This window comes from Chelativorans sp. J32 (assembly GCF_000518985.1).
Taxonomy (GTDB): domain Bacteria; phylum Pseudomonadota; class Alphaproteobacteria; order Rhizobiales; family Rhizobiaceae; genus Chelativorans.
Genome location: NZ_JAEQ01000009.1, coordinates 52735 through 67280 on the forward strand (window position 1 = coordinate 52735; position 14546 = coordinate 67280).

At 60.8% G+C, this 14546-nt stretch carries 14 protein-coding genes; 3 read left to right on the top strand and 11 right to left on the bottom strand.

All coding sequences use genetic code 11. The annotated features are described in order from the left end of the window. Positions 1-179 precede the first annotated feature (179 nt). From CHEJ32_RS0113280 to CHEJ32_RS0113295, 4 genes are all read right to left on the bottom strand, one after another. Positions 180-650, bottom strand: a complete 471-nt coding sequence (locus CHEJ32_RS0113280) for a nucleoside deaminase (protein ID WP_028034304.1) — start codon at positions 648-650, stop codon at positions 180-182. 107 nt (positions 651-757) lie between these two features. Continuing rightward, positions 758-1633, bottom strand: a complete 876-nt coding sequence (locus CHEJ32_RS0113285; protein WP_028034305.1) for an amidohydrolase family protein — start codon at positions 1631-1633, stop codon at positions 758-760. Further along, positions 1630-2097, bottom strand: coding sequence for a MarR family winged helix-turn-helix transcriptional regulator (locus CHEJ32_RS0113290; protein ID WP_028034306.1), 468 nt, complete (start codon positions 2095-2097; stop codon positions 1630-1632). The genes CHEJ32_RS0113285 and CHEJ32_RS0113290 overlap by 4 nt, the downstream gene beginning before the upstream one ends. A gap of 13 nt (positions 2098-2110) precedes the next feature. Then, on the bottom strand, positions 2111-2905 hold the full coding sequence (locus CHEJ32_RS0113295; protein ID WP_028034307.1) for a crotonase/enoyl-CoA hydratase family protein: 795 nt from the start codon (positions 2903-2905) through the stop codon (positions 2111-2113). 125 nt (positions 2906-3030) lie between these two features. Here CHEJ32_RS0113295 and CHEJ32_RS0113300 point away from each other — a divergent pair, with 125 nt between their 5' ends. Then, positions 3031-4884 (top strand): feruloyl-CoA synthase, encoded by a 1854-nt coding sequence (locus CHEJ32_RS0113300; RefSeq protein ID WP_028034308.1) that lies wholly within the window; start codon positions 3031-3033, stop codon positions 4882-4884. After that, on the top strand, positions 4881-5642 hold the full coding sequence (locus CHEJ32_RS0113305; RefSeq protein WP_028034309.1) for an SDR family NAD(P)-dependent oxidoreductase: 762 nt from the start codon (positions 4881-4883) through the stop codon (positions 5640-5642). Before CHEJ32_RS0113300 ends, CHEJ32_RS0113305 begins: the two co-directional genes overlap by 4 nt. A 25-nt stretch (positions 5643-5667) precedes the next feature. On the opposite strand, the gene CHEJ32_RS0113310 is transcribed toward CHEJ32_RS0113305, so the two are convergent. The 5 genes from CHEJ32_RS0113310 to CHEJ32_RS24765 form a co-directional block, all read right to left on the bottom strand. Next, the gene (locus CHEJ32_RS0113310; RefSeq protein ID WP_084032806.1) at positions 5668-6882 is read right to left on the bottom strand and encodes a multidrug effflux MFS transporter; all 1215 of its coding nucleotides are present in this window, start codon (positions 6880-6882) and stop codon (positions 5668-5670) included. A 57-nt stretch (positions 6883-6939) separates the two neighbouring features. Further along, positions 6940-8448 carry a tripartite tricarboxylate transporter permease gene (locus CHEJ32_RS0113315; RefSeq protein ID WP_028034311.1) on the bottom strand — a complete coding sequence of 503 codons (1509 nt, stop codon included), beginning with the start codon at positions 8446-8448 and terminating at the stop codon, positions 6940-6942. 7 nt (positions 8449-8455) lie between these two features. Then, entirely contained in the window at positions 8456-8917 is a 462-nt protein-coding gene (locus CHEJ32_RS0113320) for a tripartite tricarboxylate transporter TctB family protein (protein WP_028034312.1), read from the bottom strand. 155 nt (positions 8918-9072) lie between these two features. Continuing rightward, a complete protein-coding gene (locus CHEJ32_RS0113325; RefSeq protein WP_028034313.1) occupies positions 9073-10038 on the bottom strand; it encodes a tripartite tricarboxylate transporter substrate binding protein in 966 nt (321 codons plus the stop codon). Between the two features lie 267 nt (positions 10039-10305). Then, positions 10306-11091, bottom strand: coding sequence for an IclR family transcriptional regulator (locus CHEJ32_RS24765; RefSeq protein WP_051469665.1), 786 nt, complete (start codon positions 11089-11091; stop codon positions 10306-10308). A gap of 202 nt (positions 11092-11293) precedes the next feature. Between CHEJ32_RS24765 and CHEJ32_RS0113335 the strand changes: the two genes are divergently transcribed. Beyond that, on the top strand, positions 11294-12277 hold the full coding sequence (locus CHEJ32_RS0113335; protein ID WP_028034314.1) for a ketopantoate reductase family protein: 984 nt from the start codon (positions 11294-11296) through the stop codon (positions 12275-12277). On the opposite strand, the gene CHEJ32_RS0113340 is transcribed toward CHEJ32_RS0113335, so the two are convergent. Continuing rightward, on the bottom strand, positions 12274-13224 hold the full coding sequence (locus CHEJ32_RS0113340; protein ID WP_198023866.1) for a D-2-hydroxyacid dehydrogenase family protein: 951 nt from the start codon (positions 13222-13224) through the stop codon (positions 12274-12276). The genes CHEJ32_RS0113335 and CHEJ32_RS0113340 overlap by 4 nt on opposite strands. Continuing rightward, positions 13221-14459, bottom strand: coding sequence for an alpha-hydroxy acid oxidase (locus CHEJ32_RS0113345; RefSeq protein ID WP_051469686.1), 1239 nt, complete (start codon positions 14457-14459; stop codon positions 13221-13223). Before CHEJ32_RS0113345 ends, CHEJ32_RS0113340 begins: the two co-directional genes overlap by 4 nt. Positions 14460-14546: the final 87 nt, after the last annotated feature.

Here is a 14546-nt window from a genome sequence, read left to right on the forward strand (position 1 = left end):
AGGGCCGCTATTGCGCCCTAGCGAACATGAGCCGATGCGCTCTTGTTCCAGGTTCTATGTCGCACGACACAGGCAAGGATGATATAACTCAGCCGGTGGAGGCAGATTATTCGAAAGAGGTAAGGGCGCGGCTCCGATAGAGGCCAGAAGCCAACGAAAGACATCAGCTTGAGGACCTACTACTGCCCTTCCCGCCGCCTCTTCCATGTTTCGTAAAGGTCCGGTCGCGAAGGCAGGCGAACCGGAACATGGCTGATCTCCATCGACTGCTCCGCAAAGGGCTTCGCAAGATCAGCGTAAATGGCTTCGGTGGAGAGGCCGAAAGGAGCCCCATCAGCGTTCGAGTATGCATAGACCACTTTGCCAATTCCAGCGAGCCGCATGGCGGCCATGCACATCGGACAGGGATGGCCGCTCGCATATACACTGCACCCTTCCAAATTTGCCGATCCCAGTTTCTGGCTGGCGGAGCGAATAGCCATCAGTTCCGCATGCGCCGTGGGATCGTTCGTGCTCAGGATCTCGTTCACCCCGGTGGCGACGACCTCGCCGTCCTTCACGACCACTGCGCCGAACGGGCGCCCTCCATTCTCGACATTGGCGTGGGCCAATTCGATGGCCATGCACAGGAACCGGCTCTCGTCCTTCATGATCCTACTCCTGCTCAGAGGGCGATGATATGAGAACGTATATAGGTGAAGGGAGCCACGAGGCTTCCACAGATCCTATCTTCTCCTAACGATCTATCTTCGCGTTTTCAGCTCAATCCAAGCAGCTTCTTGGCGTTTTCCTTGAGAATGCGCGGGCGCACCTCGTCGCGGATCTCGATCTTGGCGAAATCCGAAAGCCAACGGTCGGGCGTGATCGCCGGCCAATCGGATCCGAACAGCATCTTGTCCTTCAAAAGCGTGTTCGCGTACTGCACCAGGATGGGCGGGAAATATTTCGGCGACCACCCCGACATGTCGATATAGACATTGGGTTTGTGCGTGGCGACCGAAAGCGCCTCCTCCTGCCAGGGAAAGGACGGGTGCGCCAGGATGATCGGCATATCGGGAAAGTCCACCGCCACATCGTCGAGATAGATGGGATTGGAAAATTTAAGGCGCATACGCATACCGCCGCGCATGCCTGCGCCCACTCCCGTCTGGCCGGTGTGGAAGAGCGTGATGGCGCCCTCTTCCGCAATCGCCTCATATAGCGGATAGGCCATCCGATCGTTCGGGTAGAATCCCTGCATGGTCGGGTGAAACTTGAAACCTCTTACGCCGAACTCGCGAACCAGGCGGCGCGCTTCACGCGCTCCGGCCCTGCCCTTCGCCGGGTCGATCGAGGCGAAGGGGATCATGATGTCGCTGTTCTCAGCGGCGATCCTCGCCACCTCTTCATTGTCGTAGCGACGGAAGCCGGTCTCCCTCTCCGCATCGACAGGGAAGATCACGCATCCGATCTTGCGCTCCCGGTAATAGGCCGCGGTTTCCTGTACGGTCGGGAGGTGATTATGGGAGACCGGGTTCTTGAAATAGCGAGCCATGCCGGCCTGGAATTCGTCGTAACCATCATCGCGCGGCCCGCAGCATGGCTCTTCCGCATGCGTGTGTATGTCGATGGCGACAAGCTCGTCCGTATTCACAGGCCACTCCCCTTGATGTTCACCAATTTGCGCAGAAGCACCATCAACTGCTCGCGCTCGCTGGCATTCAGCTCAGAACCCACCGTATTTTCAAAGGCGAAAAACCCTTCGGCTGCATCGGCGACCGCCGCCTCGCCCTCCGCTGTAAGCGTCAGTTCCACCCCCCGCCTGTCCTCGTCAGGGATGCGCCGCGCAACCCAGCCGCGTTCTTCCAAGGCTCGAATGAGCTTGGTCATGTGCGCCCTTTTGATCATCAGCCGCTGGCAAAGCAGGCTCTGACGTATACCGGGATTGCACTTGATGACCCAAAGCACGGAGAATTCCCCCGGCTTCAGGCGATCTTCCCCGGGTTGCATGAAATACTGCTGGAACACCTTCAGCTGGGCGATGCGCAGCAAAAAACCCAAAGCACTTTGTAGCTGGTCGAGTTCGACCTGTTCCGCGCTGCGAACCCGCACATCCATTGGAGCGTTCTTTCTATGGCTGCCCCGGCGCCTTGAGACGCGCAGCGCGCTTTTCCAGGAATGCGCGCAACCGCTCTTCCGCCTCGGGGCTGGTGGCCGTGAAGGACGCGATGAACGACTCCACGAAAAGCCCATCCTCCTTGGCCATATCCTGTATCCTCGGCAGCGCGTTGATCACGGCATAGTTCGAGATTTCGGCGTTCCCAGCCGCAGCTTCAGCCAGTTCGTGGGCCTTCTTCCGCGCTTCGCCGGCCTCCACGACATATTGCACCAGATTCCAGCGCTCCGCCTGCTCGGCGGAAACGACACGCCCCGTCAACATCATGTCGGTCATTCGCGCGACACCGGTAAGCCTCGCCACCCGCACCGATCCGCCGCCGCCGACAAAAATGCCCCGCTGCCCTTCCGGCAGGGCAAAAAAGGCCGAACTCTCCGCAACACGGATATGGGTGGAGGCCGCAAGCTCCAGGCCGCCACCGACGACAGCCCCGTGCAGAGCCGATATCCAGGGGATCGTGCCGTGCTCGATGGAAGAAAAGACCGCATGCCAGCGGCGCGAACCACGCACCCCTTCTATCGGCGTCTTTTGTATATGCTCCGCGAGATCGAGCCCGGCGCAGAAATGGTCACCATGCCCGAAGATCACTGCGGCCTTGGCCTCGCGCTCGGCTCTGGCGACGACGTCGGCGATCGCTTCGATGAAGACATCGCTGATCGCGTTGCGCTTTTCGGGTCGATTGAGGCCTATATGAGCGACGTCTCCCTTGATCTCATAGGTGACGAAACTGCCTGACATTGCGGCGGCCATTCCTCAGGAACTCCCGGTTTCCATCTGCAATTAATGATTTACGAAGATAATGTTTCCTTGTAAACAAATTTCGGCCGCGAATGGCGGCGCTTTAAGGTCGAGTGAGTGGCGCTTTGGGAGGAGTCATGACCGCGAACCCGCTTTGTGCCGTCAAGCTGTGGTCCCCCGAACTGGATTGGGAGACCCGCGCGGATGGCACGATATTGGTTTGGCGAAAGGATCCACTCGGAGCTTATCCGCGAAAGCTGAACGAGCGGCTCGTCCACTGGGCAAAAACCGCTCCGCAGCGCACATGGATGGCCGAGCGGGCTGAGGACGGAAACTGGCGGGAGGTTTCCTATGCCGAGGCGCTCGACAAGGTGCGCCGCGTCGGCCAGAGCCTTCTGGACCTTGGCTTGTCCACCGAGCGGCCCCTCGTCATCCTGGCGGAAAACTCGATCGAGCATGCGCTTCTGGCCCTCGGCGCTCAGCATGTTGGCGTGCCTTCGGCGGCCATTTCGCCGGCCTATGTAACCGCCTCAGCCGACTTCCAGAAACTGAAGGAGATCGCTCGACAGATAACGCCCGGCCTCGTCTTTGCGGAGGACGGAGCGGCCTTTCAAAAGGCAGTGGACGCGGCCTTTGGGATTGAAATTCCCTATGTCTCCACCAGGAACCCCGCAAGCGGCCGGGGTAAGACGCTGTTGCTGGATGAGCTCCTTGCGACCGAGCCGGGCCAGGCGGTCAACGCGGCTTTTGATGCGGTCGGACCCGATACGATTGCCAAGTTTCTATTCACCTCAGGTACGACCGGCTCGCCCAAGGCTGTAATCCAGACCCAGCGCATGCTTTGCTCGAACCAGGAAATGGTGGCGGATTGCTATGGTTTCCTGCGGGACGAACCTCCGGTCATTGTCGATTGGGCGCCGTGGAACCACACAGCGAGCGGCAACAAGGTTTTCAATCTTGTCCTCTATAACGGCGGCACCTTCTATATCGACAAGGGAAAGCCCACCCCTGCTCTGATCGGAGAAACCATCCGCAATCTCCGCGAGATTTCTCCCACATGGTATTTCAACGTGCCGGCGGGTTTCGAAATGCTCCTGCAGGCGATGCGGGACGAACGCGAACTGCGCGAGAATTTCTTCCGACAGCTGAAGATGCTTCTTTACGCCGGGGCCGGCATGGCCCAGCACACATGGGACGCTCTGAACGAGCTTTCGGAAGCGACGCTTGGATATCGGGTGCCGCTCGGGACTGGCCTCGGCGCGACGGAAACCTCGCCCTTCGCGCTTTTCTGCACGGAACCGCAGGACAGCCCCGGCAATATCGGGGTGCCCGCGCAGGGCGTGACGGCAAAACTCGTGCCCTTCGACGATAAGTACGAACTGCGTCTGAAAGGCCCGAATGTAACGCCGGGCTATTGGCGCAATCCCGAACTGACCAGACAGGCTTTTGACGAGGAAGGGTTCTACCGGATCGGCGATGCCGTGAAATTCGCCGTTCCCGGCGACCCGCGCCAGGGTTTCTACTTCGCGGGGCGTACGGCGGAAAATTTCAAGCTGCGGACGGGCACCTGGGTAGCCGTGGGGGTGGTGCGCGCGCAGCTCGTCAACCAGTTCGGCGGTCTCATTCGCGACGCCGTCATCACGGGTGAAAATCGACAGGAATTGGGAGCGCTGGCGGTACCGTTCCTCCCCGCGCTGCGGGCACTCGTGCCCGATAGCGCCGTTTCGGACGAAGAGCTGCTCTCGCATCCCACGATCCGTGCGGCAATCGTGGAGCGCCTTGCCGAGCACCAGCGCCAGGCGACCGGCTCCGCCTCCCGCGTCATGCGCATGATGCTCATGGCCGAGCCGCCCCGTTTGGACAAGGGCGAGATCACCGACAAAGGCTCCTTGAACCAGCGCGCCGTGCTCGCCCATCGGGCAGAGCTGGTCGAAGCGCTCTATTCGGACGCTTCCGACGTCATCCTCGTCGAGAGGCATGCCGTGGCATGATCATCAAAGGATCGAGTGCATTGGTCACCGGCGCCGGTTCCGGTCTGGGCAAGGCAACGGCGCAGATGCTTGCGGAACGCGGTGCGATTGTTCATCTGTTCGACCGCAACGGGGGCGCTGCCAAGGCGGCTGCCGATGAAATCGGCGGCACTGCGCTGGTAGGGGATGTTTCAAGCGAGCAGGATGCTGAAGCGGCGGTCGAGGCCGCCGCCACGGCTGGCGACGGATTGCGCATCCTCGTGAACTGTGCCGGCATCGGAACCGCCGGGCGCATTCTGGGGAGAGACGGCCCCATGCGCCTTCCGGATTTCGAAAAAGTCATCCGGGTCAACCTGGTAGGCACGTTCAACATGATGAGGCTTGCCGCTGCAAAGATGGCGGCGGCATCGGAGCGCGCGGACAAGGCCCGCGGGGTGATCGTGAACACCGCTTCGGTAGCCGCTTTTGAGGGCCAATTGGGACAGGCCGCATATTCCGCGTCCAAGGGCGGCATTGTTTCCATGGCTCTGCCTGCGGCACGCGAGCTTGCCCGGTTCGGTATCCGCGTGAACACCATCGCGCCGGGCATCTTTCTCACGCCCCTTCTGCATAGCCTACCCGAAGAAGCCCAGCAAAGTCTTGCGGGTGCCATCCCCTATCCGTCACGCCTCGGCGATCCTGCCGAGTTTGCCGACGCAGTGCGCTTCCTCATTGAAAACCAGTACATGAACGGCGAGGTCATTCGGCTCGACGGCGCCATCCGAATGCAGCCTCGATAGATTGCCCTGCCGCCGATCCCGTTCGCTAGGCTCTTGTCTGCTGCCTCGGGGTGAAGAACAAGAGGGCGGCGCTCAGTGCGCCCCCAGCGGCTATGGCAAGCATGAGGACGATCATTGGTCTCGGTCCGTTGGCAACCAGGATGCCGGCGATATACGAGAAAGCCGAAGCGGTAGCGAATTGCAGGAAGCCGATCAGGCCTGATGCGGAGCCCGCTTTGGTCGGGTCTGCGGACAACACGCCGGCTAGCGAGTTGGGCATGATGAAGCCGCTGGCAAGCGTGGCTCCCGCCATGGGTAGGAACAAGGTCCCGGCCGATTTGAACTCTTCGAAGAGCACAAGCATCAGCAGCGTGAAGAACACAACCATCATCGAGCCGGAAAAGATCGACCATTTTGGATCGCGCCCCAATTGTCCGCGCCCGGAAAGAAAATTGCCGGAGGCATAGCCAATGGCCACGACCGAAAACCAAATCCCGTATTCTGTTGGCGAAAGATCCAGATACTCGCTCGCCACGAAGGCCGCACCGACGACGAAACTGTAGAACAGTGCTGTATTGAGGCAGATATTGGCGGCGTGGATGAGGAAGACTCCCCGGCGCAGCAATGCGCCGAAATCCGCCGGCAAACGGCGAAGGTTAAGGCCGGCTGCGGCGCGCGAGGTCTCAGGCACCAAGGCCGAGACAAGACATAGCGCCAGCCCCGAGTAGATCGCCAGGAACCAGAACGGCCCAGCCCAGCCGAAGGAATCGTGCAGCAGGCCTCCGGTGATCGGCGCAAGCATCGGCCCCACCGAGGTGCCGATGGCGAGATAGCCGAGCATTGATGCCGTTCGCTCATTGCTCGACATGTCGCGGACGATGGCGCGCGCCAAAACGATGCCGAAGCAGCCACTGGCGCCCTGGAGAACGCGAAGTCCGATCAGCACTTCGATGCGAGGCGCGAAAGCGCAGAGAACGCTCGCGATGGTAAATACAAGAAGGCCCGCTAGAAGCATGGGACGGCGCCCGAAGGCGTCGGCGAGCGCACCAACGACGATCTGCGTGGCGCCGAAGGCGATCATGAAGAGCGAAATCAACAATTGGGCCGTGCCGTAGTCGGTCACGAACTCCCGCTGCAGATTGGGGAGTGAAGGCACGATGAGATGGGTGGACAACGGCCCGAGCAGGCTCAAGCCCATCAACAAAGAGATCGGCGGGGCTGTTCTCGCCCCGCCGCTATCCGGCTGCTGCCCGGTTGTCATGTGAGGTGGCTTCGCCCTCGCATGGAACTCAGCCCGATCGACACCTTGGACAACGGGTCAGCTCTCCTCTTCGACAAAAACTTCTTGGCGACGCTTCGCAATGTTGGGCCGGCTTACGACGAAAAGAACGGCAACGGCAACAATGAGGAGAGCCGCGCTGATGGGGCGGGTGACAAAGATGCTCAGGTCGCCGCCTGAAATCAGCATTGCACGACGCAGATGCTCTTCAAGCATCGGACCAAGGACGAAACCGAGCACGAAGGGCGCAGGCTCGCAGTCCAGCTTGATCAGGAAATAGCCGATCACGCCGGCGATCGTCACCGTATAGACAGCGAAAGCGCTGTTGGAGACCGAATAGACGCCGATGCAGGAGAACGCGATAATGGCCGGAAACATGATCCAATAGGGCACGCGAAGCAGCGAGACCCACAGGCCGATCAGCGGCAGGTTCAGCACCACGAGCATCGCATTGCCGATCCACATCGAGGCGATGAGCCCCCAGAAGATTTCCGGATTGCTGACGACCACGTTCGGCCCGGGCTGGATGCCCTGCATGATCATTGCCCCGATCATCAGCGCCATGACGACATTCGACGGGATGCCTAGCGCCAGCATCGGCACGAAGGAGGTCTGCGCGCCGGCATTGTTGGCGGCCTCGGGGGCCGTAACCCCCTCGATTGCGCCCTTGCCGAATTCGGCCGAATTCTTGGAGGTCTTTTTCTCGAGATTGTAAGCGACGAATGACGACAGCAGCGCACCGCCGCCCGGCAACACGCCGAGCAGGGAACCGATCGCCGTTCCCCTGACGGCGGGAGCGATCATGCGTTTCAAATCGTCCACTGAGGGCCACAGGCTCTTGACCTTGGCGATGACGGGGGCCGAACCCTCTTTCCCCTCCAGATTTCGCAGGATTTCGCCGATGCCGTAGATGCCAACGGCGAGCGCGACAAAACTGATGCCATCGAGCAGTTCGAATTGCCCGAAGGTGAAGCGTGGCGCACCTGTGTAGATGTCCGTGCCGGTCAGGCCGACTAGCAGGCCGAAGCAAATCATCGCGAGGGCCTTGAGCAGCGAACCGGAGGCGAGCGCAATGGATGAGATCAGCCCCACCACCATGAGCGAGAAATATTCCGCCGGTCCGAAGCTCAGCGCAATCGAAGTCAGCGGTCTGGCGACGAGTGCCACCAGGACAGTAGCAACGGTTCCTGCAAAGAAAGAGCCCAGCGCCGCTGCGGCCAGGGCGGGCCCCGCCCGCCCCTTCAGCGCCATCTGGTAGCCATCGATCGTGGTGACGGCGGAGGCGGATTCCCCTGGAAGGTTCACCAAAATGGCCGTCGTCGAGCCACCATATTGCGAGCCGTAATAGATGCCCGCCAGCATGATGAGCGACTGCACCGGATCGAGACCGAAGGTGAGCGGCAGCAGCATGGCGATCGTTGCAAGCGGCCCCAATCCAGGCAGGACACCGACCACGGTGCCCAGCAATACGCCGATGAAGCAATAGAAAAGGTTCAGCGGGAGGAACGCTACTCCGAAGCCGAGACCAAGATGTTCGAAAAGCTCCATCAGATCATCACCAGCCACTGAAGAAAGGCCCGATCACCGGGATCGGAAGTCGCACCGCGTATGAGAAGACCAGGGTGCAGAAAACGGCCATCAAGGCGCTGGCCACGAGCACCCTGCTCAGGCGGATCTTCCGACCGGCGAGCGAGGCGATCGCCGTCGTGACGAACACCCCGGGGATCATGCCGAGATCCTCTATGAATGCGGCAAAGACTGTCGTCGCAAGCGATATCAAGCCGAGCGCACGCCAGGGCACGGCTCCAAACGGCATCTCCTGGGCATGAACGAAAGCCCGCGCCACGATCGCGGCGCCGAGAAGCACGAGCAAGCCTGAAAGCACTATGGGAAAATAGCCGGGCCCCATCCTGAGGGCGCTGCCGATGGGCAGCATGAACCACGCGATACCGCCATACAACAGGCCGGCGGCGATGAAGAACAGGCCTGCGGCAGCGTCCTTGCGATCACTGATCATCGTTTCCTCCTGCCGGCTGCCCTGGCATGCCGCGCCTGGTGGGAAGCATCCCTGGCGATTGGCTCAGCCATCGGCATTCCGTCAAGCGGCAAGCTGCCCGCCGGCAGCTTGCCCGGCCGTTGTTGCGGCCAATGTCCATCCGCGATGCGGATCTTTCACTGCTTCGGGATACCGGCGGTCTCGATCGCCTTGGCCCAGAAATCAAGATCCTTGGCGACCAGTTCGTCCAATTCCTGTGGGGTGCTCGGACGTGGGACCAGACCCAGCTTTTCCATCGATTCCTGGACGTCCGGCTGGGACAGCGCGTAGTTCAGAGCTTCGTTGAGCTTGGAGACGATCTCATCCGGCGTGCCGGCCGGTGCGAAAAAACCGAGCCAGGTCGATGTCTCCACTCCCTGAACCGTCTCGTTTACGGTCGGGATGTCCGGGTGGGAGGCAACGCGCTTCGGCTCCGCCATCGCAATAATACGCAAATCGCCGCTTTCCACGAAGGTGTGTACGGTGGGAAGCGTCCCGTAGCTCATGTCGATCTGTTTTCCGACCAGGTTCTGGATGGCCGGCGCGCCGCCCTGAAAGGGAACATGCGTGATCTGGATGCCGGCATATTTGTTCAGGAGTTCACCGGCGATGTGGTGCGCGGAGCCGATACCGGCGCTGCCGAACGTCATCTTGCCCGGGTTCTCCTTCGCCATACGAATGACGTCGTCGACGGTCTTGATGGGAGAGTCAGCAGGAACAGCGAGCGAGAGATAGGTCTCGCCGATGGTCCCGATGCCCTTCAGGTCCGTCTCAGGATCATAGGGCAAGCTCGCCTGAAGCGAAGGAGCCATCACGATCGGCGCGTTGACCGCCATGACGAGCGTGTAGCCGTCCGGCTTGGAACGAACCACCTGGCCCACGCCGAGGGCGCCGCCTGCACCGGTCTTGTTGTCGATGAGGATCGTCGCACCGCCCAGCTTTTCGGCCATTTTCGGCTGAAGCAGCCGCGCCACGCCATCCGTGAGCGCTCCCGGCGGGTAAGGCGCCACGATGGTGATGTCGCGTTCGGGATAATTTTCCTGTGCCGCCAAGGGGGCGGCTACTCCGACTGTCAATATGGCGGTGGCCAGGAACTTCAGCACAGCTCTCAATGATTCCTCCCATCAAGCTGATTTGGCGCATTCTTCGCTAGTGCGAAATTTTTTGCGCTGCTGCGATCAAGTAAGGCGAAGCACCGCTGGGTGTCAAGCTTGACGTGGCAGCACCGGCGGCCGAACCCCGGATATCGCGCGGCGCGCAAACGGCAGCCGGCGATGATCGCTCCGAAGAGCGGAGCGAGTTCCTTGGTTTTGAACCGGCTTATTCAACGATAACGCTGTTTCTGCGGCGCGGATGTGGGGTGCTCGCCCCTAGGCCCTCTTCGCCCGGCGCGTGTTTTCTTCCGGACTGGACCGGCGCTGCACACCCGGCATTTCCAGCGCGCGACACGTTTCCAGCAAACGTTCGACTACCTGGTCCAGCTTGGGCTCCATTCGGAAGGTAGGGCCGGCGACCGTCACCACGAAATTCGTTCGATTCCAGATGAACCGCGCCGACACGGTCGTAGCACTGGGCACGCTTTCCTCCCGATTGAGATACCAGCCCCGCTCGCTCCCTTGCTCGATATTCCTGCGCAATTCATCCATGGAGGTGATGGTGCGGTCGGTCAGCGGCTCAAGCTTCATGGTACGATAGAGCTTCTCCCGTCGCTCGGGGTCAAGACTGCCCAGGATGGCCTTACCTGCCGAGGTAGCATGAAGCGCGCGCGTCCGATCGCCAACCCGGACCAGGAAGCGCAGGGCATGCGAAGGCTCAAAGACGAGCAGATAGGTCGCCGTTGCGTCGGTGACCTTGGCAAGCGAGACCGATTCGTCGAACTCGTCACGCAAATCGCGAAGCAATATTTCCGCTCTTATGATGATCGGATCGTTTTCGGCGATCTGGCTGGCAAGATTGTCGAGCTTTAGCGTCGGATAAAACCCGCCCCGCGGCCCCAGCTCATAAATATAGCCAAGCTCCAGAAGGGTTTGCAGAACATCGTGGCAGCTCGATACTGGAATTTCGAGCAGTTTGGAAATTTCCGACAGCGATAATGGCCGTTTGTGCTCGGCAAATAATTCAAAAAACTCTAGCGTCCGTTTGACGATCTTGGACATCGCCTCACCACAATTCTGAAACGGCCAGTACATGGGCGCGGATGACGGGCAAGGTCAAGGGGGAGGAACGACTTTGCTGTTCTCTTACCGAAGCACCACCCGTCCAGCCTGCCAAGCAGATTTGACTACCACCACCTTCGTGATAATGAAATCTCTTTCGTTACATCGAAAGAGGCGACCGGCTTTGGGAGGCAAACGACAAATGCGTATCTGCATTTATGGTGCTGGCGCCGGTGGGGGCCACTTTGCGGTGCGTCTGCAGCAGGCGGGCCACGATGTCTCGGTGGTCGCCCGGGGCGACAACTTGGCCGCTATCCGTGCCGATGGCCTCAAGCTCGTCGCTGCCGGCGAGGAATCGACCGCTCATCCTCTAGCCTCGGATGATCCGACCGATCTGGGCATCCAGGATCTTGTGATCGTAACCGTCAAGGCCACGGCCCTTTCCTCCGTTGCCAGGGGACTCACTCCGCTCGTCGGGCCGGAAACGCTGGTTCTTTTCACCCAGAACGGCATGCCGTGGTGGTATCCCATAGGTCTGCCCGCAGGGGACGCCATCCCACCTCGCCTGCCCTCATTCGCCCTATCGGAACAATTCCTGCGCACTATGCCGGCAGAAAGGATTCTCGGCGGATTGATCTATTCTGCCAATGAGATGCGCGCGCCGGGCATCGTGGTGAACAATTCTCCCGGCGCGAACCGGATCGATATCGCAGCGATCACGATGCCTCCGAGGACAAATGTTGAGCCTGTGCGGCAAGCATTCCGCGACGCCGGCATTGCCTCGCCCGAGGTCACGGATATCCGCGCGGCGATTTGGAAGAAGCTCCTGTTCAATATGAGCGGATCGGTAATCGCGCTTGCGACCGGCAACAAAAGCTCGATCTCGAAACACGATGCGGCTTTGGGCGTCATCTACCAGCGCATCGTGACGGAAGGTCTCGAGATCGCGGCAGCATATGGATACTCGCTGCACTCGGAGCTTGTTCCCGAGGAGATGCTTCGGAAGACACTCGACCATAAACCTTCCCTGCTGCAGGATTATGAGCAGCGCCGGCGGATGGAGATCAATGAAATCGTACTGGCGCCGGTCGAGTTCGCTCGCGCGGCAGGAATTCCGGCGCCTACCCTGGAAACCATAGCGGCAATCGTCGCCAGGCTCGCCCGCGATCGCGGTTTGCTTGCCTAGACGATCATCCGGACCGGGTTTCCGTCGAGCCAGCCAAGCACCGCTTCCAGCGTCTCACGGTAGAAAACCGCATAGGTGTCCCGGGTGACGTAGCCGATATGAGGCGTCATGAGCAGATTGGGCGCATGGCGCAGCGGATGCTCCTCCGGCAGCGGTTCCTCATCGAAGACGTCGAGCGCGGCTCCGGCAATCATCTGGTGCTGGAGCGCGTTGAGCAGCGCCGCCTGGTCAATGATCCCGGCCCGAGAGGTGTTGATGAGGAAGGCATCGCGTTTCATCCGAGCGAACTCGGCCGCACCCACGATACCGGTGGTGCGGGGCGACAGGCGGAGATGCACGCTGACGAAATCGGAACTGGCGAAGAGTTCTTCCCTGGAGACGCGCTCGGCACCTTTTTCGGAGGCTGCCTCTTCGGTGAGGTTCTGGCTCCAGGCCACGACTTCCATGCCGAAGGCGCGGCCGTAAGCCGCCATCTTGGCGCCGAGCCGGCCAAGTCCCAGCAAGCCGAGCCGCGCTCCGGCAAGATCGCGGCCAACTCCGACCTGCCAGCCGCCCTCGGCCAGTGACGCGCTTTCCCGTGATATGCCTCTTGCCAGCTGTAGCACGAAGGCGAAAGCGAGTTCCGCGGTGGAATGGCCTACCGAATTCGTGCCGCAGACCAGAATGCCCCTTGCCTTGGCCGCAGCCAGGTCAAGCGAAGCATTGTTCATGCCCGTCGTCACGATCAGCTTCAACCTTGGCAGGCGCGCGATCAAGGATGCCGGAAACGGCGTGCGCTCACGCATCAAGCAGACCGCGTCGAAAACAGCCAGTCTCTTGGCCAAGTCATCCTCGTGGCGGACCGTATCATGGAAAATCGTGAGCTCGGCGCGGCCCGAAAGCGATGACCAATCAGCGAAAGTGCTGGCGACGTTCTGATAGTCGTCAAGAACTGCGATCCTCATCATGGCCTCGGACCTCCCCAGTTGTGGCGAACAGAATGCTCGTCCAGTTGCTCTAGCCGAGTGACGCCACACAGCGCCATTGCGGTCTCGATTTCGGCGCGAAACAGCGTCAGGGCGTGCTCGACTCCGGCCCTGCCCGCAGTGGCCAACGCAAAGACACCCACGCGCCCCAGTTGCACCGCCGAGGCCCCAAGCGCAACGGCCTTTACGACGTCCACTCCCGATCGGAAGCCGCCATCGATCAGCAAAGGAATGCGGCCCCCCACTTCGGACCGGAATTCCGGCAGCATCTCTATTGGCGAAACACTGCCATCCAGCTGTCGGCCTCCATGATTGGATATGACGATACCGTCATAGCCGGCGGCCAGCGCCTGACCTGCCTGACGCGGATCGAGCAGCCCTTTCACGAGCAACGGCCCATGCCATTCGTCGCGCAGGATCTTGAGCAGGTCCCAGCTCAGTGCACGCGTGAAGCGGTGGCGGCGGTTCTCGGACTGATTTGAAGCGGTCGCCCGCGACCCGTCCCTCTCCACCTGCAGATAGGGCGTTGGCTGGCCATGATAGAGCATCTTCATCGCCCAGACGGGACGGGCGGCGACATCGAGGAATTTCCCCGGCGTCCAGCGAAAGGGCATCACGAAGCCATTATACGCATCGCGCAGACGCTGCCCCGGCACGGCCACGTCGATGGTCACTTCCAGCGCAGAGAAGCCACAGTCCCGAATCCGCGCCACCCATTTGCGCGTCAATTCCCGATCAGGCGGCGGATAGAGCTGAAACCACGCCCGGCCCTCCCCCGCCCGCGCCACGTCTTCAGGAGAAACACTGGCGGCATTCGGCATCACGTAAGGTATGCCGGTCCGGGCAGCCGCTTCTGCCAATGCGATCTCGCCGCGCGGCCAGGAGGCGGAAGCAAGGCCTGTCGGGCCAATGATCACAGGCAAGCTGAGTTCCTGTCCGAAAAGCGTGACGGAGGTATCGCAGAAGCTGACGTCCCTCGGTGCGGAAGGCACGAGACGCACCGAATCGATGGCTTCGCGGTTCATGCGTATGGCGATTTCGCTCCCTGCCCCTCCATCGATGTAATCGAAGACCATCCTTGGTAGCGCGCGCTTTGCACTGCTGCGGAAATCCCAGGGCGTGTGGATCCCTTTCAATCTCCTTTGCCGCGCTGCTTCAAACCAAGCGGCAAGAGGCCGCCCTCCACCACTCGCCTCGGAATGTGTGACGGTATCCACCACGCCGGCTCCTCCTGCCTTTTCCCATGCCTTGACGCGGCGAGTCGGACGCCGCTAGTAAAATTCTTCACAGCGTATAAACATTCG

Bases quoted from the DNA above. Each gene is read 5' to 3' on its own strand.
- CHEJ32_RS0113280 (WP_028034304.1), bottom strand. From the start codon at position 650: ATGAAGGACGAGAGCCGGTTCCTGTGCATGGCCATCGAATTGGCCCAC.
- CHEJ32_RS0113290 (WP_028034306.1), bottom strand. From the start codon at position 2,097: ATGGATGTGCGGGTTCGCAGCGCGGAACAGGTCGAACTCGACCAGCTA.
- CHEJ32_RS0113295 (WP_028034307.1), bottom strand. From the start codon at position 2,905: ATGGCCGCCGCAATGTCAGGCAGTTTCGTCACCTATGAGATCAAGGGA.
- CHEJ32_RS0113300 (WP_028034308.1), top strand. From the start codon at position 3,031: ATGACCGCGAACCCGCTTTGTGCCGTCAAGCTGTGGTCCCCCGAACTG.
- CHEJ32_RS0113305 (WP_028034309.1), top strand. From the start codon at position 4,881: ATGATCATCAAAGGATCGAGTGCATTGGTCACCGGCGCCGGTTCCGGT.
- CHEJ32_RS0113310 (WP_084032806.1), bottom strand. From the start codon at position 6,882: ATGACAACCGGGCAGCAGCCGGATAGCGGCGGGGCGAGAACAGCCCCG.
- CHEJ32_RS0113315 (WP_028034311.1), bottom strand. From the start codon at position 8,448: ATGGAGCTTTTCGAACATCTTGGTCTCGGCTTCGGAGTAGCGTTCCTC.
- CHEJ32_RS0113320 (WP_028034312.1), bottom strand. From the start codon at position 8,917: ATGATCAGTGATCGCAAGGACGCTGCCGCAGGCCTGTTCTTCATCGCC.
- CHEJ32_RS24765 (WP_051469665.1), bottom strand. From the start codon at position 11,091: ATGTCCAAGATCGTCAAACGGACGCTAGAGTTTTTTGAATTATTTGCC.
- CHEJ32_RS0113335 (WP_028034314.1), top strand. From the start codon at position 11,294: ATGCGTATCTGCATTTATGGTGCTGGCGCCGGTGGGGGCCACTTTGCG.
- CHEJ32_RS0113340 (WP_198023866.1), bottom strand. From the start codon at position 13,224: ATGATGAGGATCGCAGTTCTTGACGACTATCAGAACGTCGCCAGCACT.